This is a genomic window from Magnetovibrio sp. PR-2 (assembly GCF_036689815.1).
GTDB lineage: Bacteria > Pseudomonadota > Alphaproteobacteria > Rhodospirillales > Magnetovibrionaceae > Magnetovibrio.
This window is the reverse complement of record NZ_JBAHUR010000003.1, coordinates 250231-271906: the sequence shown is the minus strand read 5'-3', so window position 1 is coordinate 271906 and position 21676 is coordinate 250231. Positions and strand designations below refer to the sequence as shown.

The 21676-nt window shown below is 54.4% G+C and carries 23 protein-coding genes and 1 tRNA gene; 11 read left to right on the top strand and 13 right to left on the bottom strand.

The genetic code is table 11. The features are described from left to right. Nucleotides 1–365: 365 nt before the first annotated feature. From clpP to V5T82_RS06165, 4 genes are all read right to left on the bottom strand, one after another. A complete protein-coding gene (clpP, locus tag V5T82_RS06180) occupies nucleotides 366–1025 on the bottom strand; it encodes an ATP-dependent Clp endopeptidase proteolytic subunit ClpP (RefSeq protein ID WP_332894738.1) in 660 nt (219 codons plus the stop codon). Nucleotides 1026–1224: 199 nt separating this feature from the next. After that, complete coding sequence (gene tig, locus V5T82_RS06175) at nucleotides 1225–2655, bottom strand: trigger factor (RefSeq protein WP_332894737.1); 1431 nt, start codon at nucleotides 2653–2655, stop codon at nucleotides 1225–1227. Nucleotides 2656–2810: 155 nt separating this feature from the next. Beyond that, nucleotides 2811–2895: transfer RNA gene (locus V5T82_RS06170), tRNA-Leu, on the bottom strand. 63 nt (nucleotides 2896–2958) lie between these two features. Beyond that, complete coding sequence (locus V5T82_RS06165) at nucleotides 2959–4548, bottom strand: NAD(P)H-hydrate dehydratase (protein WP_332894736.1); 1590 nt, start codon at nucleotides 4546–4548, stop codon at nucleotides 2959–2961. 152 nt (nucleotides 4549–4700) lie between these two features. Between V5T82_RS06165 and V5T82_RS06160 the strand changes: the two genes are divergently transcribed. From V5T82_RS06160 to sseA, 6 genes are all read left to right on the top strand, one after another. Next, entirely contained in the window at nucleotides 4701–5951 is a 1251-nt protein-coding gene (locus V5T82_RS06160; RefSeq protein ID WP_332894735.1) for a D-amino acid dehydrogenase, read from the top strand. A 41-nt stretch (nucleotides 5952–5992) separates the two neighbouring features. Continuing rightward, complete coding sequence (locus V5T82_RS06155; protein WP_332894734.1) at nucleotides 5993–6469, top strand: CopD family protein; 477 nt, start codon at nucleotides 5993–5995, stop codon at nucleotides 6467–6469. A gap of 2 nt (nucleotides 6470–6471) precedes the next feature. Continuing rightward, a complete protein-coding gene (locus tag V5T82_RS06150; RefSeq protein WP_332894733.1) occupies nucleotides 6472–7575 on the top strand; it encodes a peptidoglycan DD-metalloendopeptidase family protein in 1104 nt (367 codons plus the stop codon). A gap of 8 nt (nucleotides 7576–7583) precedes the next feature. Further along, nucleotides 7584–8237, top strand: a complete 654-nt coding sequence (locus V5T82_RS06145; protein WP_332894732.1) for an NUDIX domain-containing protein — start codon at nucleotides 7584–7586, stop codon at nucleotides 8235–8237. A 101-nt stretch (nucleotides 8238–8338) separates the two neighbouring features. Next, nucleotides 8339–9340: a cysteine synthase A gene (locus V5T82_RS06140; protein ID WP_332894731.1), complete on the top strand. Its 1002-nt coding sequence runs from the start codon at nucleotides 8339–8341 to the stop codon at nucleotides 9338–9340. Nucleotides 9341–9415: 75 nt separating this feature from the next. Further along, the gene (gene sseA / locus V5T82_RS06135; RefSeq protein WP_332894730.1) at nucleotides 9416–10273 is read left to right on the top strand and encodes a 3-mercaptopyruvate sulfurtransferase; all 858 of its coding nucleotides are present in this window, start codon (nucleotides 9416–9418) and stop codon (nucleotides 10271–10273) included. 82 nt (nucleotides 10274–10355) lie between these two features. Here sseA and V5T82_RS06130 read toward each other — a convergent pair whose 3' ends face one another. From V5T82_RS06130 to V5T82_RS06105, 6 genes are all read right to left on the bottom strand, one after another. Further along, nucleotides 10356–10544, bottom strand: coding sequence for a hypothetical protein (locus V5T82_RS06130; RefSeq protein ID WP_332894729.1), 189 nt, complete (start codon nucleotides 10542–10544; stop codon nucleotides 10356–10358). Nucleotides 10545–10620: 76 nt separating this feature from the next. Next, nucleotides 10621–10896: a hypothetical protein gene (locus V5T82_RS06125; RefSeq protein ID WP_332894728.1), complete on the bottom strand. Its 276-nt coding sequence runs from the start codon at nucleotides 10894–10896 to the stop codon at nucleotides 10621–10623. Between the two features lie 16 nt (nucleotides 10897–10912). Next, the gene (locus V5T82_RS06120) at nucleotides 10913–11668 is read right to left on the bottom strand and encodes an amino acid ABC transporter ATP-binding protein (protein WP_332894727.1); all 756 of its coding nucleotides are present in this window, start codon (nucleotides 11666–11668) and stop codon (nucleotides 10913–10915) included. Between the two features lie 18 nt (nucleotides 11669–11686). Then, nucleotides 11687–12784, bottom strand: a complete 1098-nt coding sequence (locus V5T82_RS06115) for an amino acid ABC transporter permease (protein ID WP_332894726.1) — start codon at nucleotides 12782–12784, stop codon at nucleotides 11687–11689. Between the two features lie 15 nt (nucleotides 12785–12799). Continuing rightward, the gene (locus tag V5T82_RS06110; RefSeq protein ID WP_332894725.1) at nucleotides 12800–13987 is read right to left on the bottom strand and encodes an amino acid ABC transporter permease; all 1188 of its coding nucleotides are present in this window, start codon (nucleotides 13985–13987) and stop codon (nucleotides 12800–12802) included. A 126-nt stretch (nucleotides 13988–14113) separates the two neighbouring features. Continuing rightward, nucleotides 14114–15130 (bottom strand): amino acid ABC transporter substrate-binding protein, encoded by a 1017-nt coding sequence (locus V5T82_RS06105; RefSeq protein WP_332894724.1) that lies wholly within the window; start codon nucleotides 15128–15130, stop codon nucleotides 14114–14116. 379 nt (nucleotides 15131–15509) lie between these two features. On the opposite strand from V5T82_RS06105, the gene metC reads away from it, so the two are divergent. Continuing rightward, complete coding sequence (metC, locus tag V5T82_RS06100; protein WP_332894723.1) at nucleotides 15510–16700, top strand: cystathionine beta-lyase; 1191 nt, start codon at nucleotides 15510–15512, stop codon at nucleotides 16698–16700. A gap of 98 nt (nucleotides 16701–16798) precedes the next feature. Then, nucleotides 16799–17110 carry a hypothetical protein gene (locus V5T82_RS06095; RefSeq protein WP_332894722.1) on the top strand — a complete coding sequence of 104 codons (312 nt, stop codon included), beginning with the start codon at nucleotides 16799–16801 and terminating at the stop codon, nucleotides 17108–17110. Here V5T82_RS06095 and V5T82_RS06090 read toward each other — a convergent pair. From V5T82_RS06090 to V5T82_RS06080, 3 genes are read right to left on the bottom strand one after another with little or no spacing between them, the layout of a single operon-like run. Continuing rightward, on the bottom strand, nucleotides 17091–17891 hold the full coding sequence (locus tag V5T82_RS06090) for a metal ABC transporter permease (protein ID WP_332894721.1): 801 nt from the start codon (nucleotides 17889–17891) through the stop codon (nucleotides 17091–17093). The genes V5T82_RS06095 and V5T82_RS06090 overlap by 20 nt on opposite strands. Further along, nucleotides 17884–18648: a zinc ABC transporter ATP-binding protein ZnuC gene (znuC, locus tag V5T82_RS06085; protein ID WP_332894720.1), complete on the bottom strand. Its 765-nt coding sequence runs from the start codon at nucleotides 18646–18648 to the stop codon at nucleotides 17884–17886. The genes V5T82_RS06090 and znuC overlap by 8 nt, the downstream gene beginning before the upstream one ends. Next, on the bottom strand, nucleotides 18645–19139 hold the full coding sequence (locus V5T82_RS06080; protein WP_332894719.1) for a Fur family transcriptional regulator: 495 nt from the start codon (nucleotides 19137–19139) through the stop codon (nucleotides 18645–18647). Before V5T82_RS06080 ends, znuC begins: the two co-directional genes overlap by 4 nt. Nucleotides 19140–19229: 90 nt before the next feature. Between V5T82_RS06080 and V5T82_RS06075 the strand changes: the two genes are divergently transcribed. From V5T82_RS06075 to V5T82_RS06065, 3 genes are read left to right on the top strand one after another with little or no spacing between them, the layout of a single operon-like run. Then, nucleotides 19230–20204 (top strand): zinc ABC transporter substrate-binding protein, encoded by a 975-nt coding sequence (locus V5T82_RS06075; protein ID WP_332894718.1) that lies wholly within the window; start codon nucleotides 19230–19232, stop codon nucleotides 20202–20204. A gap of 9 nt (nucleotides 20205–20213) precedes the next feature. Further along, nucleotides 20214–20648, top strand: a complete 435-nt coding sequence (hisI, locus tag V5T82_RS06070; RefSeq protein ID WP_332894717.1) for a phosphoribosyl-AMP cyclohydrolase — start codon at nucleotides 20214–20216, stop codon at nucleotides 20646–20648. Further along, nucleotides 20638–21660 carry a CobW family GTP-binding protein gene (locus tag V5T82_RS06065; RefSeq protein WP_332894716.1) on the top strand — a complete coding sequence of 341 codons (1023 nt, stop codon included), beginning with the start codon at nucleotides 20638–20640 and terminating at the stop codon, nucleotides 21658–21660. Before hisI ends, V5T82_RS06065 begins: the two co-directional genes overlap by 11 nt. The last annotated feature ends 16 nt before the right edge of the window (nucleotides 21661–21676 follow it).

Sequence of the window (21676 nt, the reverse complement as noted above, 5' to 3'; positions counted from 1 at the left end):
GGCCACAGCGGGGTTGCAGGCTTTATCTTAGCCACTGGCAGTGCCTAGGGACAATCCCCTTGTCACTTAAAATTCAAATTCTCTTTGCCCTTCGCGGGGGCAAATCGCGAACGTTTGTTGCCGCTTTGTTGAGCCATGTCCCCCGAATATGGGGGGTTTATCAGTCAAAACAAGGCTTTGGATAGCCCCGGGCTCGAACTTATCGCCGCATTACTGAACAATTCTGTGTTCGTCTACGCCCTTTGATTAAGACCTCAATTCTTTGCGAATTTGTTAAAACAAGCGCGCAAATCACTTTAGAATCGACAAAAACAAAGCCCCTGCCCGCCGCAAATCGGCTTGGGCAGGGGCTCAGCTTTGTTTATTTAGTCGTCGGACTTGCCCGCGTCGTCATCGGCGTCAGCCTCGTCGGGACGGGTGTCGACCACTTCGTCAATCAGGCCGAAGTCTTTGGCCTCTTGCGGGCTCAAGAACTTATCGCGTTCCATGGCATCTTCGATGTCGGAGAGCTTTTGCCCCGTGTGCTTGACGTAGATGTCGTTCAAGCGCGCCCGCAAAGACAGGATTTCTTTGGCTTGGATTTCGATATCGGTCGCTTGACCTTGGGCACCGCCTGAGGGCTGGTGAATCATCACACGTGCATTGGGCAGCGCATAACGCATGCCCTCTTCACCGGCAGCCAGCAACAAAGAGCCCATGGAGGCGGCTTGACCGATACACACGGTCGAAACCTTGGGGCGGATGTATTGCATGGTGTCATAAATGGCGAGACCGGACGTCACCACGCCGCCGGGCGAGTTGATGTAAAACGAAATATCCTTGGTGGGGTTTTCGCTTTCCAAAAACAGCAGCTGTGCGCAGATCAGGCTGGAGACATGATCTTCCACGCCGCCAGTCAGAAAAATGATGCGCTCTTTGAGCAGTCGGGAATAGATGTCGTACGCCCGTTCGCCGCGGTTGGTGGTTTCGACCACCATGGGCACCAGGCTGTTCATGTAAAAATCAATGGGATCGCGATCACGCATGGTTTGAACTGGTCCTTAAATGAATATCTTCGAGGAAAGGCGGAATCGAAAGCATCCGATAATGAGAGTATGGGGCCGCTTTTTAAAAAGAAAAGGGTTTATGCGCCTTTTTTTGGGTTTTTCGCAGAGCTGCATACAAATAAAAACACCCCGCAAGCCTAGGCTCACGGGGTGTTTTGTCAAATGACAGCGTTCAGACTTAGTCGTCTTTCTTCGCAGCCGCTTTTTTCTTAGCCGGAGCTTTTTTCTTCGCTGCAGCCTTTTTCTTGGCCGGAGCTTTTTTCTTCGCAGCCGCTTTTTTCTTGGCCGGTTTGGCGGGCTCTTCGTCTTCGGCCATCAGCTCATCAACGCTGACGGTTTTTTCGGTGACGTTGGCCAGTTCCAAGATGAAGTCGGTGACTTTGTCTTCAAACACCGGACCGGACAGGTTTTGCATGGCCTGCGGGTTTTCTTGGTAATACTTGAAGACCATTTGTTCTTGGCCCGGGTAGTTTTGGGCTTCGACCAAGATGGCTTTTTGCAAGTCGTCCTGGGTGATTTCGATGTTGTTTTCACGGCCGACTTCGGCAAACAACAGACCCAGCTTGACGCGGCGCGCGGCGATATCGCGGAAGTCCGCTTCACGGTCTTCGTCGCTCATCTCTTCGACTTCTTGGCCTTGCTCTTTGGCTTCTTCGAACGCTTTGACAATGCCTTCGTATTCGGCGTCCACCAAGCCTTGCGGCAAGTCGTAGTCATAGTGGTCGTTCAACGCGTCCAACAAAGCACGCTTGGCTTTTTCGCGCGAAATGCGGGTGAAGCCCTGGTTGTGCTGGTCGCGGATGGCGGCTTTCAGGGCTTCCAAGTCTTCCAAACCGGCTTTTTTGGCCAATTCGTCGTCGATTTCAGCCGGCTTGGCTTCTTTAAGCTCGTTGATCTTCACTTCGAACACGGCGTCTTTGCCAGCCAGGTTCTCGGCGCCATACTCTTCGGGGAACTGAACGTTGACGTCCAGCTCATCACCCGGGTTTTGGCCGATCAGTTGGTCTTCGAAGCCGGGAATGAAGCTACCGGAACCCAGTTCCAAGTCGTAGCCTTTGGCTTCGCCGCCCGGGAACGCTTCGCCTTCGACTTTGCCCAAGAAGTCGATGTTCACAACATCACCCGCTTTGGCTTTGCGTTTTTTGGCAACCGGCTCAGAGGTTTTGTAGCTATCGGCCATGCGCTCCAAAGTTTTGTCGACTTCGGTTTCGTCCGGCTCAACCACTTGGGTTTCGATGGAAATTTTGGAGAAATCACCCAAATCGATTTGTGGGATCACGTCCACAGCCATGGTGAATTCCAGGTCTTTGCCTTCGTCGAAGCTGGTCACTTCGATTTTCGGCTGCATGGCGGGGCGCAGGTCGTTGTCGGTGATGACCTTTTGCGAACCGTCTTGAACGGCTTTTTCGAGCGCTTCACCCATGACGTTTTGGCCGTATTTTTTACGCAACAAGCTGACCGGCACTTTACCTTTGCGGAAGCCCGGCATTTGCACGGTTTTGGACAGCTCGTTCAAACGGCTGGTGACCTGTTCTTCGAATTCACCAGCTTCAACAACAATGGTGTATTCGCGGCGAAGACCTTCGTTTTTGGTTTCGGTAACCTGCATGGACGTACCCTAAGCAATCTCTATCAATAAAAACGGGGCGCACGCCCTTCCGTCTTAGGACTTGGTCCGTGACGGGGCGAGCACCTGCTCAATTCATGTCGGCTTCCCAGTTGGCTGGACCAGAAAAACGTTTGTTTTCCATGGCTGTGGAGAGTTGGTACGGGCGGAGGGACTTGAACCCCCACGGCTTGCGCCACCAGAACCTAAATCTGGCGTGTCTACCAATTCCACCACGCCCGCCGACTATCCCGGGAACCGGGCGTGGCGCGCACTTTATACAAAAAGGATGCCCTGTCAACGGCTCTAAACAACCGTTTCGGCTAGCTCTTCCAAAAGTACATCCAGTTGACGCGGCAGTTCGTCGGAAATGTCTTCGGCAATGAGCCCCGGACCGAAGGCGTTTGCCGCTTCACCATGCAGCCACACGGCGGCGTTGGCGGCTTCAAACGCGGGCATATCTTGGCCCATCAGGGCGCCGATCATGCCGGCCAACACATCCCCTGCCCCGGCAGTTGCAAGGGTTGCGGGCGCATTGACGGAAATGCTGGCGCGACCATCAGGGGCGGCGATGACTGTGTCTGGACCTTTCAGCAAAACCACGCATCCTGAGCGTTTTGCCGATTCACGAACGATGGACAGCTTACTGTCTTCGCTCGACACCTTGGGCCGGGCCAGGCGTTTGGCGAGATTGGGGAATAAGCGCTGGAATTCACCACCGTGGGGGGTGAGCACCACACTTTCGTTGTTCTGGTCGGCTTTGCGCTGAGCCTTGGCGAGTTTGAACAAAGCTTTGCGGTCATTTTCAAACACGGAGAGCGCGTCCGCGTCCAACACACAGGCTTTGCCAGCCTTCACAGCCGCCAAAACAATGTCGCGCGTTTCTGTGCTGAGCCCCGCGCCAGGACCAATGACGCACGCGTTTTTGCGCGAATCCGCAATGATCTTCTTAAAGTCTTTCACGCCCTTAATCGGGGCAACCAAGGTTCCCGGATCAAGGGCGGCGGCGTAAATGGGAAACGCGGCTTTAGGAACGGCCACCGTACACAGCCCGGCCCCCGCACGGCGCACAGCCAAAGACGCCAAGCGCGCAGCACCTGTCATGGTCTCCCCACCCAGCACGACCACATGACCACGGGCGTATTTATGGATGTCTTCTTCATAGACCGGAAAGCTATCGGCCCACAGAGCCGGTGTGTTCAAATACGTTTCCCCATGAACGTCAGCCACCACACTGTCTTCGACACCGATGTCGGCGATGACGATGTCACCACACACGCCACGCCCGGGCATCAAGGCATGGGCGGGCTTTGGACGGCAGAATGTGACGGTGAGGTCTGCGTGAAAACAAATGCCACCCCGCCTGCGACCGCCAAGCGCACGGCCCGTATCCCCATTGAGGCCACTGGGAATGTCCACAGCCACCAAAATGGGCGCGGTGCCCTGGGCTTGGCCGACGGTGATCAGTTCCGCCAAAATCTTCGCCGCACCGTCCAATGGACGGGTGAGGCCCGTTCCAAACAAAGCATCGACCACCAACAATTCATCCGGACCGTCTTGGGAAGCAATCACGTCGAGCGCGGCCTCTAGCGGCTGAATTTTATTGCGCCAACGTTTGACGTTTTTGGCCGCATCACCGAAATAATCGCTGCGCGCGCACGGGGAATAGACGGTGACCGTCCAGCCCAGCTTTTTGAGCAGCCGGGCAATGACATAGCCGTCCCCGCCGTTGTTGCCCGGCCCGGCCAAGACGGCAACGGGGCGCTTTTCCCAACGAAAGACAATGGCGTCAACCACCGCGCGGCCCGCATTTTCCATCAAGGCTTCACCTAGAACGCCTGACGCAATGGCTGTGCGGTCTGCCGCTTGCATTTGTGTAACGCTCAGAATTTCCATAGGTTTGGGCCCCTTCTCCAGATCATTGGCGCTGTGTCCGCAGTATAGCAGCCATGGCTGTTTTTGCTAAGCTTGCCATAGACTTCTGGAACTTAAGTGCGTACTAATTAAAGGGGTGATGTGAGACAGTTTTAAGAAGATTTACGAAACCGATGAAAGTAATTGTCCTTGGCGCAGGTGTCATTGGGGTGAGCACGGCCTATGAGTTGGCGTGTGACGGCCATGACGTGACGGTTGTGGACCGCCAAGATGCGGTCGCGCAGGAAACCAGTTTTGCCAATGGCGGCCAGCTTTCGTTCAATCATGGCCCCTTGGCACAGCCCGGCACCGTGCGAAAAGCGATTAAATGGCTCGGTAAAAAAGACGCACCGCTGCTGTATCGCTTGCGCATGGACCCCCAACTGTGGAGCTGGACGCTCAAGTTCATGGCCTGCTGTAGCGAGCCGCAATACTTCAACAACATCGAACACATGCTGCGCTTGTCGCTGTATGCCCGTGAGCGTCTGCACCAGACGTTGGAACGCGAAGAGATTGCCTTTTCACACATGCGCACCGGCATCATGACACTTTATGGTGACGACAGAGATTTTGGGCTTGCCCGCGAACACGCCGTTGCCTTGCGTGAGCTGGGATCGGAACGCCAAATCATGGACCGCGCCGGATGCCTGGAAACAGAACCGGCCCTTCAACACAGCGCAAGCCCCATCGTTGGCGCGACATTATCGGCGTCGGACGAAAGCGGAGATTGCCGGGCCTTCACCGAAGCCTTGGCCGAGAGCTGCAAAAAGCGTGGCGCCCAGTTCCAACTGGGCACGGACATCACAGGCCTGAAACGCGAAGACTGGCAAATCAAATGTGTGCAAACGGATCAAGGCGACATCGAAGGCGATGTCTATGTCATGGCCTTAGGCAGTTACAGCCCGTTATTCCTGCACAGCTTAGGCCTAAACGTTCCGATCTATCCAGCCAAAGGCTATTCCGTGACCGTGCCCGTCAAAGACGATGAAGGTGCGCCGAAAATGTCGCTCACCAGCTATGATCACAAGTTGGTGTTTTCGCGCTTGGGCAACAAACTGCGCATTGCGGGTATGTTGGAATTTGGCGGCTATGACACCGAATTGGATGAAGAGCGCGCACGCGTGGTGTTGAACAATGTCATGAAATTGTTCCCCCGCGGACTTGAAACTGGCCATGCAGAGTTTTGGACCGGTCTGCGTCCGCAAACGCCGGACAGCATTCCCGTCGTCGGACGCGGTGCGCAGGAAAATCTGGTGATCAACACCGGACACGGTATGCTGGGTTGGACCATGGCCTTAGGCACGGCGCGCATTGCGGCTGACTTGGCCGGACACAAAGCACCTGAAATCGATATCAACGCCTTGGGCTGGGAGCGGTTCGCTTAATCTGACCGCCCCAACCAAAAGAAAAACACGAGGGCTGAACCATGGATGTCACTGAATACCTGTTTCCCATTTCCAGCACACTGCACACTTTGGCGGCGGTGATTTGGGTCGGCGGCATGTTCTTCGCCCACATGGCCATGCGCCCGGCGTTGCAAGAACAAGACCCGCCAGTGCGCCTCGCCATCTTGAGCCGCGTGTTCCCACGCTTCTTTGCCTGGGTGTGGCTATCGGTCATCATCATCCCGCTGACCGGATACATCATGGTGTTTTACGACTTCGGTGGCTTCGAAGCCGCAGGATATCATGTCACCGTTATGCATGCCGTTGGCTGGGTCATGGTCTTTATATACCTGTTTATCTATTTCCGGCCTTATTTGAAGTTTCAAAACGCCGTCCGTGCAGAAAATCTTCCCGAGGCCGGACAGCACTTCGCCTTGATCCGCAGGCTCATCACCACGAACCTAGTACTGGGTTTGATTGTCATATCAGCAGGCGTCTCTGGACGCTTTTGGGGGTAATCATGAACGCGCGTTTCGCTTTTCTTTCCGTACTCATTGTCGCCTTGATAACGCCGCAGGTGTCCTTTGCCAAAGGTGGCGGCGGTGGTGGCAAAAAAATGAAAAAGGATCGCGTGGCGCGCGACTTTCGCCATGCAGACACCAACGGCGATTTTAAGCTCAGCCGTGAAGAATGGAACCGGCGCGGCAACTTCGACAATCTTGATCGCAATGGGGATGGCCAACTCAGTCTCAAAGAAGTGCGCATCATGTACCAAGGCCATACCGACAAAAGCTACAGCTGGCCACCAGAAACATCTGTATTCACCTTTCCCGGATTGGAAACGGACGCAAGCGTCAAAGACGACCGTGTTGCCAAAGACATGTTGGACCAAGAAACCTTGTGCGGTATCGGACGTTCCAAACGGTGTGGCATTCAGCACCAACTTAAACGGGGATTGATCGAAACCGGAACGGGACCTGTGTTTCCCGACGGTGCAAACTGCTTTGGCATGGACGATTATTGGGCCATGGATTATGCATCGAAACGCAACAAACAATCGTACCATGGCGGCATTGATATCCCCGTCGCCTGGGGCACTCCGATGTTGGCGATTGCAGATGGCTCCGTCATTGCCACCTACAAAGCGCACCAATCCAAACGCGGCAATGAAGTCATCGTCCGTCACAGCCCGGACGACACCGGACTGAACATTTGGGTCTATTCCGGCTATGGACACTTGGACAAGCTTCCTGACCTCAAAATCGGACAGCGTGTCAAAATGGGGGACATCATTGGCCCCACAGGGAATTCCGGCATTGCTGCGCGCGGATCGAAGACTGGCAATGCAACACAATCATCCTCTCGACGTCCAGCCATTCACTTGGCAACGTGGTTTGCCCCTGGGCCGAAATATTCTGAATCCCAAGACGTTATCATCCCCTTAGATGGGCGCTGGCTAGATCCCTTTGCACTCTACCGTCAACAGCCGCCTTATGTGTCTCAAGACGTCAAAGCCCTGCCTGACGACAACAAGGTCGTTCGTGTGCCCGTCATGTTTGACGATGGCACAAAGTCCCCAGCTTCAACCAAACTGATCTGGCCTTACGCCTGCGCGCACAAATAGGATTGCACATGAGTTCGAACGATGAGCCTGAGTTCAACGGCGACGATGTCGAGGTGATCGAGAAAATCCGCGATCACGACGGGTATTTTAAAATTGACCGATACATCCTTAAACACCGCAAACATGAAGGGGGCTGGACCGAACCCATCAGTCGTGAAATCTTCGAGCGCGGTCATGCCACGTGCGTCTTGATGTTTGACCCGGACTTGGACAAGTTGGTGTTCATCGAACAGTTCCGCCCGGGTGCGTATGCGGCACTTGCGTCCCCTTGGTTTGAATGCGACAGCCACTCGCCTTGGCTGTTGGAATGTGTCGCCGGAATCATCGATGAAGGCGAAACACCCGAAGGCGTTGCCAAACGCGAAGCCCTGGAAGAAGCCAATTGTGAAATCCTCGACCTGCAACCCATCACCCACTACCTCGCCAGTCCGGGCGGCACCACGGAAAGCGTTTTTCTGTTCTGCGCGCGCGTGGATGCTTCCAACGCAGGCGGCGTTTATGGGTTGGAGCACGAAGGCGAAGACATTCGTGTGGTTGTCTGCGACGCTGAAAAAGCCCTGTCCTGGCTCGACACAGGGCGCTTCAAAGATGCCTCGGCCCATATTGCCATGCAGTGGTTTGCCCTGAACCATGAGAAACTCAAAACCCGCTGGCAAGCATAACATTGTAGGACACGTTAACCCTTGAACAGTTCCAGAGTGGCGCGTATATTTACACATAATTTAAAACAATTACTCCTATTTACAGCAATGAGTATGTAATAATGAATTTGCGCAAAGACTTTGCCGACGCCGTTGGCAACACTCCCCTGATCCGTCTGAACGCAGCCTCCGAAGAAACGGGCTGTGATATTTATGGCAAAGCTGAATTCCTAAACCCCGGCGGTTCGGTCAAAGACCGTGCGGCTTTGTTCATCGTGCGTGATGCCGAAGAGCGCGGCGCCCTTAAGCCCGGCGGCACCATTGTCGAGGGCACGGCCGGCAACACGGGCATTGGCCTGACGCTCGTGGGCAACTCTTTGGGCTATAAGTCGGTGATCATCATCCCCGAAACCCAAAGTCAGGAGAAAAAAGACACCCTGCGCCTGTGCGGCGCAGAACTCATCGAAGTCCCCGCTGTGCCCTACTCCAACCCTGAAAACTATGTGCATGTGTCAGAGCGTAAAGCCAAGGAGCTCAACGACGCTGAGCCCGGCTCCGCCATTTGGGCGCAGCAGTTCGACAATACAGCCAATCGCCGCTCTCACATTAAAGGCACCGCGCCTGAAATCTGGGACCAGTTGGATGGCGCCATTGACGGCTTCACCTGCGCCGTCGGCACCGGCGGCACGCTTGCAGGTGTAGCCATGGGCCTCAAAGACCGCAACACCGACATCGTCACCGCCTTGTCCGACCCCATGGGCTCGGCCCTGTTTGGGCATTACAAAAACGGTGAACTGAAATCCGAAGGCGGATCCATCACAGAAGGCATCGGCCAGGGCCGCATCACCGCAAATCTAGAAGGTGCACCCATTGACGATGCCTTCCAAGTCACCGACGCAGAAGCCCTGCCCATCATCTTCGATCTGTTGAAACACGAAGGCCTGTGCCTGGGCGGGTCCAGCGGCATCAACATCGCAGGCGCTATGAAGCTCGCCAAGCAAATGGGCCCAGGGCACACCATTGTCACCATCCTGTGCGACTACGGTACACGTTATCAGTCGAAGCTGTTCAATCCCGACTTCTTGCGCGCCAAAGACCTGCCAGTGCCCGATTGGATGGCCTAAAGGGGTGGAAAGCTGATTTAGGGTTTGCTAATGTTGAAGCAATAATAACTCTAAAATGAACAGAAGGCTCCCCCAATGCATTACAAAAACCCCGAAGCCTTGGTGAGCGGCGAGTGGTTGGAACAACACCTGGACGCCCCGGATGTGCGCATTGTCGACGCCACCTGGCACATGCCAGACACCGACAACGATGCATACGAAGAATGGACCTACCGCCATATTCCGGGCTCGGTCCACTTTGACATCGACAAAGTTGCCGACACGGACACCGACCTGCCCCACATGCTGCCCAGTGCGGAAAAGTTTTCGTCCATGGTGCGCAAAATGGGTCTGGGTGACGGCTCTAAGATCGTGATTTACGACAGCCACGGGGGGTTTATGGCCGCGTGCCGCGTGTGGTGGATGTTCCGCCTGTTCGGCCATCGGGATATTTCCATCCTGGACGGCGGCTTGATCCGTTGGGGCAAGGAACGCCGCCCATTGGAGTTCGACGAACCCCGCATACAAGAACGCCACTTCACCGCACGTCAAAACAACGGCTTGGTGAAAAGCAAAGCGCAAATTCTTAAGAACGTTGATGAGCAAACCTTTCAGCTGATTGACGCGCGTAACGAGGGGCGCTTTGCCGGCATCGACCACGAACCCCGCCCGTCTGAGCGCCGTGGCCATATTCCGGGATCAATCAACATTCCGTTCACGCATATCACGCCCCCGTCCCAAGACTTTACCTTCAAAACCGCGACGGAGATTTGCGAGATTTTGAACGGTGCAGGCGTGGACATGAACAAGCCCGCCGCCGTGTCGTGCGGTTCGGGCGTAACAGCCTGCGTCATCGCGTTTGCCATGTATCTCATGGGCAAAGAAGACGTCGCAGTCTACGACGGGTCCTGGGCCGAATGGGGTGACGATTTAGAGATGCCGATTAACGCTTAAGCTGAGTTGGCAAAACCACACGCACGGTGGTCCCCTCGCCCATTGAGCTGTCGATGCTCAGCTCAATGAGCCGCCATTTGCGTCAACAAGCAGTTTGCCAAGAGGAAGCATCGTGAAATGTGCGAACTTCACGCGCCTTGTAGGTTTCTCCCCGGTCCATTCTGCCGACAAGCATATACATGAGTAAATGCCCCTCAGCCCGCTTGGCATAGCTGCTGGTGGCATTGGAAATTTTAATGACGCGAATTTGCTGATTCGTGTTCTCAATCAAGGATAAAACACCGTCGATTTGGGCATAAAAAAAGCCCTCGGATCAAACCGAGGGCTTTTTGTTCAACTCAGAAAATTTAGCGTAGGCTATCCAAGTTCGCGACCAAGGCGGTGCGGATGCGTTTGATTTCATCTGCAACCTTGTGCGCCATATCACGGTCTTCAGCACAACAATGATCGTAAGCCACCGTGGCACAGCGCTCGCGTTCTTCCAAAAGCGCCTCAATGATAATCGCCTCAATTGCTTTGACCATTTCCTCGTCGTGGGAGTGGTCGTCGACCCCTAAGATGTCGAGCACCTTGGCCTTGGCTTCTTCTGCGCGTTCACGCAGACTTTTGTGGGCTAAAGACATAGCCTCCCCTCCCGGTTTAGTGGTTCAAGATTTGGCTCAAGAACAGCTTGGTGCGATCGTTTTGCGGATTGTCGAAGAATTCATGCGGTTCGTTTTCTTCAACCACTTGGCCCGCATCCATGAAGATCACCCGGTTGGCAACCAGTTTTGCGAAGCCCATTTCGTGGGTCACGCACAACATGGTCATGCCTTCTTCGGCCAGTTCCACCATGACGTCCAACACCTCTTTGATCATTTCCGGATCAAGTGCTGAGGTCGGTTCGTCAAACAGCATGATCTTCGGTGCCATGCAGAGCGAGCGCGCGATGGCAACACGTTGCTGCTGACCGCCGGACAGTTGGCCCGGAAACTTATCGGCTTGCTCAGGAATCTTCACACGTTCCAGATAATGCATCGCCATCTCTTCGGCTTCAGCCTTGGGCGTTTTGCGCACCCAAATTGGAGCCAACGTGCAGTTTTCCTTCACCGTTAAATGCGGGAACAAGTTGAAGTGCTGGAAGCACATGCCGACTTCGCGGCGCACTTCGTCAATGCGCTTCAAGTCTTCCGTGAGCTCAATGCCGTTAACGATGATTTGCCCCTTCTGGTGTTCTTCCAGCCGGTTGATGCAGCGGATCATCGTTGATTTGCCCGAACCGGACGGGCCGCAAATGACAATGCGTTCACCCGGTGTGACGTTAAGGTTGATGTCCCGAAGGACGTGAAAATCACCGTACCACTTGTTGACGCCAACCAGTTGGACGGCCAGTTCATTTGAAGTTGCGTTATCCATTGTCTTAACTTTCACTGATTAGCGTTTATGACCGGTGTGGAGTTTTTCTTCGAGCTTGATCGAGTAGCGCGACATGCCGAAACAGAAAATCCAGAAGCATGCCGAGGCAAAGACATAACCTTCGATCCGCACATTGCCCCAAGCCGGGTCCAAGATGGCCAACTGCACCGTTGCCAAGACGTCCAACAGACCGATGATCAACACCAGCGTCGTGTCTTTGAACAATGCAATGAACGTGTTCACAATGCCTGGGATCACCAGCTTCATAGCTTGCGGCAAAATGATCAGCCCCATGCTTTTCCAGTAGCTCAACCCCAAGGCTTTTGCGGCTTCATATTGACCGCGCGGAATGGCTTGCAAACCACCCCGGATGACTTCCGCCATGTAGGCCGATTGGAACATGGTGATGCCGATCAGTGCACGCAGCAACTTGTCGAAGTTCATGCCTTCGGGCAAGAACAGCGGCAACATCACCGATGACATGAACAGCACCGAAATCAGCGGCACACCGCGCCACAATTCAATAAAGCCGATACAGAATGTGCGAATAACGGGCATTTCGGAGCGTCGGCCCAAGGCCAGCACCACACCGATGGGCAAGGCCGCGACGATGCCGACGTAGGCAATCACCAACGTCAATGCCAAGCCGCCCCAGCTTTCCGTTTCCACATGGGGCAATCCCATGCCACCGGCGATCAAGAAGTAAGCGATCAACGGGAAGCCTGTGAGCGAAAACACGCCCAGCGCCATTTTGTACGGGAACTTCTCAAAGAACTGTGGACCGAAACTGAGGACCAACAGTAAGAAGGTTAAGTCCAAACGCCACCGTTCGGCATCCGGATAGGTGCCGTAGATGAAGACACCCAAACGGTTATCGACAAACGCCCAACACGCGCCTTCGATGCCTTCACAAGCCGATTTATCATCGCCCGTAAACACAGCTGAGAAAATCGCCCAATCCAACGCCGGAATCAACGTGATGTAAATCAAGTAAAACGTCGCAAGCGACAACACAGCGTTCATCGGTGAAGAGAACAAATTCTGCTTAAACCAGCCGACAACACCCGTGGTGCTCCCAGGTGGCGGCAGTGCGGGAAGTTGTTTAAAATCTGACATATCTCATCCCTCCCCTTATCTCTCGACCAGTGCCATTTTGTTGTTGAACCAGTTCATGAAACCGGAGATCAACAAACTCATGGTCAGATAGACCGCCATAGTCATGGCGACGATTTCAACCGCTTGGCCGGTTTGGTTCAAGGTCGTGCCCATGAACACACCCACCAAATCGGGATACCCGATAGCGGTCGCGAGCGACGAGTTCTTCGCCAAGTTCAAATACTGAGACGTCAGCGGCGGAATGATGATGCGCATGGCCTGGGGAACAACCACCAGGCGCAACGTTGGGGCGTTGCGAACACCCAACGCATGCGCGGCTTCCGATTGACCGTGGGCAACCCCTTGAATACCGGCGCGCACGATCTCGGCGATAAAGGCTGCGGTATAGAGCGACAAAGCCCACCACAGTGCCATGAACTCAGGAATGATGGACACACCACCTTGGAAGTTAAAGCCCTTCAACGCCGGATAATCCAAGCCGAGCGGCATGCCAAGCACAAAAAACGCCACCAGCGGGATGCCGAAGATCATGCCCAGACTCGCCCAAAACGTGGGGAACTGCTCACCTGTTAAGTCTTGGCGTTTATCCGCCCAGCGCTTCACAAAGTACGATGCAACGATGCCCAAGAAAAACAGCACCATGACAATGCTAAAGCCGCTTTCAGGAACGGGGCCAGGAACGTAGAGGCCGCGACCGTTCAAGAAAATGCTGTCCATGAAGTTCATGCTTTGTCGCGGGTGCGGCAAAGCTTGCAACACAGCGAAGTACCAAAAGAAGATTTGCAGCAACAGCGGAATGTTGCGCAAGGTCTCGACATAAACAGCTGAAATTTTGGAAATCAGCCAGTTGTTCGACAGACGCGCGACACCAATGATAAAGCCCAATATGGTCGCGGTCACGATACCGACAAACGATATCAAAGCTGTGTTCAGCAGACCGACCAAGAACGTCCGCCCATACGTGTGGGTTTCGTCATACTCGATCAAGGTCATTAAGATCCCAAAGCCGGCGGTGTTATCAAGGAACTGAAAACCTGTGGTGATGCCACGGCGTTCCATATTCGTCAGCGTATTGGAAAAAATTGTATAGAAAAACCAACCCAGAACCAGCACAGCCAGAATCTGAAAGGCAATGGAGCGGAACGTGGGGTCGTTCCAAATCGCTGTTTTGGATGGTTGAGGTCGTGATGTTTGGTCAGACATCGTCCCGCTTCTCCTTCGGCAGATGCACAAGGATTGCCCTAAACGGATTTCACGTTATGGCAAAGACGTTAAGCCAAAAACCATTTCGGCCATGCCCGAAAGGACATGGCCGAAGGTTTTTGTCGCTTAACGCAGCGGCGGTGCGTACATGATGCCGCCTTTAGACCACAGGGCGTTCACGCCACGCGGAATTTGCAGCGGCGTTTTCATGCCGACGTTCGCTTCAAACATTTCAGCATAGTTACCGACTTGTTTGACAGCGTTGTATGCCCAGTCGTCACCGATGCCCAACTTGGTGGAACCCAAGGAGCCTTCGGTACCGACAAGACGTTTGATGTTCGGGTTATCGGAACCCTTCATTTCGTCAATGTTTGCAGACGTCACGCCCATTTCTTCAGCGTTGACTTGTGCGAACAGAACCCATTTGACGATGTTGAACCAGGCGTCGTCACCTTGAGCAACAACCGGACCCAGCGGTTCTTTGGAAATGACTTCCGGCAAAATCATTGCGCTGGAGGGATCTTTCAGTTTGGAGCGCAGAGCTGCCAGCTGAGACGTGTCAGACGTCAAAACGTCGCAACGGCCAGCTTCCAGGCCTTCGCGGGTTTGGTCGGACGTGTCGAAAACGACAGAAGTGTACTTCATGCCATGTTCACGGAACATGTCAGCCAAGTTCAGCTCGGTCGTGGTACCTGCTTGGATACAGAACGTAGCGCCGTCCAGTTCCATAGCGCTTTTCACGCCCAAGTCTTTCTTCGCCAAGAAACCTTGACCGTCGTAGAAGTTAACACCAGCAAAGTTAACACCCAAGGAGCTGTCACGGGTCAGCGTCCAGGTGGAGTTGCGCGACAACATTTGGATTTCGCCCGATTGCAGCGCGGTCCAACGTTCTTTCGCGGTCAGCGGAATGAACTTGATTTTGTTGGCATCGCCCAAAACGGCTGCAGCAACAGCGCGGCAGGTATCAACGTCAATACCCGTCCAGTTGCCTTTTTCATCTTGCAAGGAGAAACCCGGCAGGCCGGTGCTCACGCCACAAGACAGGACACCGTTCGTTTGAACAGTTTCCAAGGTACCAGCGGACGCAGACGTCGCAATCATTGCAGCGGCTACAGCGCCTAGAGCGGTAATCGATTTTTTCACGGTAGTTTCCTCCGAAATTTCTCAATTCAGTTATTATACATACACAAAGCGCATGCTCCCCACGCGCTTGCGTTATTTTGAAGACAGCCCCCCGGTTCCCCAACCGTTTGCGCATTCACGCGGGATGCCATCTCGCATCAGATGATTCAAGGCGTAACACAATTGTTTCATCCACCTCAACAGTGAATTGTAACGAAACAATCCACAAGATCATTACGCCATATGAACTAGTTCTGTGAAAAAATCCCAATTCCAGGCCTAAGACTGGAATTCAAAATCGTTTCACGCCACACTCTGTTGATCTAAATGGGGTTTGAGCAAACCCGAAACGAGCAAAAAATGCACTTCAGCACCATTTTTTTTACATGTGAGACGCCGAATGGACACCAACGATAAGTCGTACAAACCTGATACCCGCCTCACCACGGCTGGACGCGACCCAAAAAACAATTACGGCATTGTGAACCCGCCTGTGTATCACGCCTCAACTGTGACGTTTGAAACCATGGCCGACCTCCACGAGGCTGAGCAGAATCGTTTCGATCAGGTCTATTACGGGCGCTACGGAACACCGACGACTTTTGCCTTTGAAGAAGCCGTTGCGGATTTGGAAGGTGGCGATCACTGCATTTCCGTTCCCAGCGGCATGGCATCCATTGCCGTGGCTTTGGCTGCGACCCTTCATCAAGGTGAGCATGCGTTAATCACGGACAGTGCCTACTTCCCCACCGTGAAGTTCTGCGACACCTTTTTGAAAAAGTTTGGCGTCGAGGTCACATATTACGACCCCATGGCAACGGCGGACGAAATCAAAGCCTTGATGCGCCCCAACACCAAGGTGGTGTTTACCGAAGCCCCCGGCTCCATCACGTTCGAGGTCCAAGACATTCCCATGATCGCCCAAATCGCCCACGACGGCGGTGCTTTGGTGGTGATGGACAACACATGGTCGGCTGGCTACTACTACAAGCCGTTTGAACACGGCGTCGATATCTCTCTACAAGCTGCCACCAAATACATCGTCGGTCATTCAGACGCCATGTTGGGCACCGTGACCATGAAAGACCGTGCCCTTTATGAACACATCAAAACCGTCGCCGTGGGCATGGGCTATTCCACCGCCCCGGACGATGCCTATTTGGGGCTGCGCGGCATTCGCTCACTGGCTGCCCGCATGCCCCGCCACCAAGACACAGGGCTGGAGCTCGCCAACTGGCTGGTCACAAGGCCAGAGGTCGAAACCGTGTTGCACCCTGCCCTACCCAGCTGTCCGGGACACGACATTTGGAAGCGCGATTTCACCGGCGCATCGGGCCTGTTTGGCTTTGTTCTCAAAGGCGGCCCCACCAAAGACGACATGGCACGTATGTTGGACAACATGAAACTGTTTGCCATGGGCTACAGCTGGGGGGGCTTTGAAAGCCTGATCATCCCGTCGGACCCTCGCACCATGCGAACCACCTATACATGGCCCTATAACCAACCGGTCTTGCGCATCCAATCGGGTATGGAAGACCCCCAAGACCTACGCACGGATCTGCAAACAGGTCTCGACAACTTGAAGGCATAGGGGACACAAAACTGTCTCAATACTGTCATGGGGAATCGCTAGGTTTGCATACAGAGGCATGTTTCAAATGCCCAAAAAAACCTCCGAAAGGGAACGTTATGATTACGTTCAGCAAAGATTGCACCCAGTTTATGTGGGTGATTGCCGATTCCGTTTTGAAAGATGGTGCACCAAGCGGGCTTGCGCTGTGGCGACAACGCATGAACCCCAAGCGCGGATGTGCGCAAGGCTGCTTGTTTGGCGCCTCAATGACGACCGAAAGCTGTGCTCATTGCCTTGAAGGGCGTCTTCGCACCTTGAACCTCTACCGCCAAACGCCACTGAACACCGATTGCATATACTTACGCGCGGCAGACGTTTTAAAAGACTGGACGGGTGCCACAGACAAGGTTAGCCCCGCCGCAGCTTGATTTGCCCCAACAAGAACATGACCGTTGAAGCCATCACAATGGACGGTCCCGCAGGGGTATCCCATTCATAGGAGCCCCAAAGCCCCGCACAGACCGCAATCACGCCGACGATAACGGAATAGATTGCCATGCCCTCGGGCGTTTTGGCGATCCTGCGCACGCTTGAAGCGGGAATGATCAGCATGGCCGTGACCAGCAAAATTCCCACCACTTGCATCGCCAAAGCCACCACCAAGGCCAAGATGACCATAAACACGGTGTCCATCAAACGGACATTGGTGCCTTCGACCTGGGCGAGATCCGCATGCACCGTTGCGTTCAGCAATCCGTGCCAAACTTTTGACAACGCGACCAAGATCAAGATGGACGTCCCCCACACCCAAACCACGTCGGCCCAGCCGACAGCCAAAATATCGCCGAAAAGATAGCCCATCAAATCAATGCGCACGCTGTCTAAGGTCGAGGCAATGATCAACCCCAAGGCCAAGCCCGCATGTGCCACAACGCCCAATAAGGTATCCAAAGATATTCCGTGAATGCGCTGCACCCTGCCCAGCATCAAGGCCATGACCACCACCACGCAAACCACGCCGACGGCAGGCTCTAGCCCCAGCAAAAACCCCAGCGCCACCCCCAATAAGGCCGTGTGCGACAAGGCCCCGCCAAAATAGGCCATACGCCGCCACACCACGAACGCCCCCAAAGGTCCGGCCACAAGGGCGACCGCCACACCAGCCAAGGCAGCGCGGATCAGAAAGTCATCCATGCCCCAATCACTCATGATCGCAGTGCTCCCCATGAACGTGTCCATCAAGCCCGTGTTCGTGATCGTGATTGTGGGCATAAACCGCCAAGGTCGAAGCCACGTCTTCGCCGAACATGGCGACGAATTCCGGATGGCGGCTGACTTGGCTGGGGTGCCCTGCACAGCACACATGGCCGTTGAGGCACAACACATGGTCGGTTTGGGCCATCACCACGTGAAGATCGTGGGACACCATCACCACGCCGACGTTGCGGGTTTTGCGAATGCCTTGAATCAATCGATAGAGATCGGCCTGCCCGGTGATATCCACGCCTTGAACCGGTTCATCCAAAACCAGCAATTCTGGATCGCGCAACAAAGCGCGGGCCAAAAGCACGCGTTGCATCTCGCCCCCCGAAATGGATTGCATGGGGTGGCCCAAAACATCAATGGCGCCGACCTCTTCCATGACAGAGCGGCAATCTTCATCCGGAACTTTGCCCTGAAGGCCCATGCGCAAAAAGCGCTCCACCGTGATGGGCATGGCTGGATCAATGCTCAAGCGCTGGGGCATATAACCGATATGCAATTTGGGTTTACGTTGAACCGTGCCCCTTTGGGGTTGGATCAAGCCCAACATAACCTTAACCAAAGTGGTTTTGCCCGCGCCGTTGGGACCGATAATGGTGACGATTTCACCCGGCTTAACCGACACGTTCGCACCGCTCAGCACAGAGACATCACCGAAAGCGACTTCCAGTCCTTTCGCTTCGATCAAACTTTGATCGTTCATGCTGTGTTGCCCTTGTGACCGATGCGGCACTTTGCACAGGTGCCCTCCAGCTCCACCGTCGGGTGTTCGACGCGAAAGCCCATATCGTTTGCCCCTTTGGATATCGCATCGTCAATACGCGCATCCACCAATTCCGCCGTCGCCCCACAATCGCGACAGATCAAAAACTGCCCGACATGGTCATGTTCTGGATCGGAGCACCCAATGTACGCATTTTGGCTTTCAATGCGATGGATCAGGCCTTGTTCCAACAAAAAGTCCAAAGCCCGGTAGACAGTCGGCGGCTGGGCCTTTTTGCCCTGGGTCTTGAGTTGATCCAACAGATCATAAGCCCCAACCGGCACGTGGGATTTCCACACCAGTTCCAAGACTTGGCGGCGAATGTCCGTCAGGCGCACGCCGCGTTCAGCACACAAGCCTTCAGCACGTTTCAGCGCTTGGGCTTCACAGTGGGTATGATCGTGGCTCTCGCTGGGGAAATGTTCTTTCATAGTGTTATGTTATAACATCTGCACTTGACCTTCAATTGTCCAAGTCGCACATTGGCAACAACTATCATCTTGCACACAAAGGACTTTCGCATGAGCCGTTTCAAGCCTTCCGCCCTGTTTCAGACCTTGAGTATCCTCTTGGTCTTAGCCGCAGGCTTGATCTGGTCCGAACGCGCCCTTGCAGCACCGCCGAAAGTCGCAGCCTCAATCAAGCCGGTGCAGGCCTTGGTCAAAATGGTGATGGGCAGCTTAGGCACGCCGGATGTGATCATTCCCGCCACCGCTTCGCCGCATGTGTTTTCTCTGAAACCGTCCCAAGCCAAGATGTTGGAGCATGCCGATGTGGTTTTTTGGATTGGACCGAATCTGGAAAACACCCTGAACGGCCCACTGGCTAAGTTGTCCAAGAACGCCACCGTTGTGGCTTTGATGTCCGCTGAAGGCATTGACTTCATCAACACTAACGAGCGCCACATTGAAGACTATGACGACCATCAAGACGACAAAGAGGATGCCCATGACCACGGCTCAATGGATCCCCACATTTGGCTATCGCCTAACAATGCCATAGCCATGTTGGCTCATATCGAACACGTGCTCAGCCAAGTCGACCCGGCCAATGCGCAGGAGTACGCCGCCAACGCCAAAAAGTCCCAGCGCCGTGTGTCGATCTTGATCAACCAGACCAAGAAGTTCACGACAAACATGCAGACCATTCCCTATTTGGTGCAGCACAACGCATTTGGTTATTTGGCGCGCGAATTCGGATTTAAAGAAGCGGGCTATCTGCAAACCGTTCCCGGACGAGAACCGGGTGCGAAGCACATCGCCGGATTGATCAAGCTGATCGAAGGGGAAAACCTGAAATGCCTGTTTCATGAACCGCAATTCACGCCCAAGCTTGCCAAACGTTTGAGCCAAGAGCACGGCGTATCTTTGCGCGAAATTGATCCCTTAGGTGCTGATTTGTCCTTGTCCGATACGACGTATGTGCGCATCATCCAAGGTATCATCGTGTCCATGCAATCGTGCTTGACCCCACAAGCCAAGCAACCTGCACAATAAGAAAGTTCAATGATGAGCACTGACAACTACCCCACCACGCCTGAGCTGGCGGCTGAGATTGCCGCGCAGTTGAGCTTCAACGCCGACGGCCTGATCCCTGCCATTGCTCAAGACGACACACCCGACGGCAAAGGCGGTGAGATTTTGATGATGGCCTGGATGAACCGCGACGCCGTTATAGAAACCCTGACCACGGGGCGGGCGTGTTATTATTCCCGTTCGCGCCAAAAGCTGTGGCGCAAGGGGGAAAGCTCCGGCCAAGAACAACAGCTCAAGGATTTTCGCTGGGATTGCGACAACGACACGGTGGTGATGCTGGTCACGCAAAAAGGTGTGGCGTGCCACACCGGGCGGCGCAATTGCTTCTTCAAGTCTGTGCGCGGCGGTCAGATCAAAACCATTGCAGACGTCGAGATCTCTCCGGAAGAGCTCTATGGAAAATGAACTGCCGACAGCCGTAGCCGTCACCGTTCTGACGGGCTTTTTGGGCAGCGGCAAGACCACCCTTCTCAATCATCTTGTGCAAGATCAGGACTTGGGCCAAAGCGCCATCTTGATCAATGAATTCGGCGATGTGTCCATCGACCATTTGCTGGTCGAACACGTGGATGAAACCACGGTATTGCTGGAAAGTGGTTGTGTGTGCTGTTCGGTGCGTTCCGATCTGGTGAACGCCATGAAAGAGCTCATCGCCAAACGGGCTGACGGCAAAGTCCCCCCGTTTGAACGCTTGATCATCGAAACCACGGGCCTTGCCGACCCGGCGCCAATCCTGCACACCTTAATGACTGACCCTTTGATTGCCGGACAGTTCCGTCTGGACGGCTTGGTCACGGTGGTTGATGGCGCGTTGGGGCTGCAGACCCTGGAAAACCATCCCGAAGCCGTCAAGCAGGCCGCCATTGCCGACCGTCTGGTGATTTCAAAAGTCGATATCGCCTCAGATTTGGAAGCCTTGATCGCGCGGCTCCAAGACTTAAACCCCGCCGCCCCCCAAATCCAAGCTCAACACGGGCAAGTCCCGGTCACAGACATCATTGATGCAGGATTGTTCGATGCCGACTTCACCCCGCATGTGGAACGCTGGCTGGGCGATGACGTGATCAAAGATCACCACCATCATCACCACAATCACGATGCCGGCATCGACAGTTTTGTGCTGGAGGCCGACACGCCAATCGACTTTATGGCGTTTCAAGACTGGCTCGGCATGGTCTTGGCGACCCAAGGCGAAGGCGTGTTGCGCATGAAGGGCATCATGGATGTCAAAGACGTGGACCGCCCCATCGCCATCCATGGCGTTCAGCACTTGATCCACCCCCCTGCAGCCCTAGAGAATTGGGAAGGCCTGGACAAACGCAGCCGACTGGTGTTTATCACCAAGAACCTTTCCAAGCAGGCCATCCGCGACACCTTTGCGGCATATCTGCCCGGAACCCTGACAGACGACACATAAGGCGCGTTTATGCTGC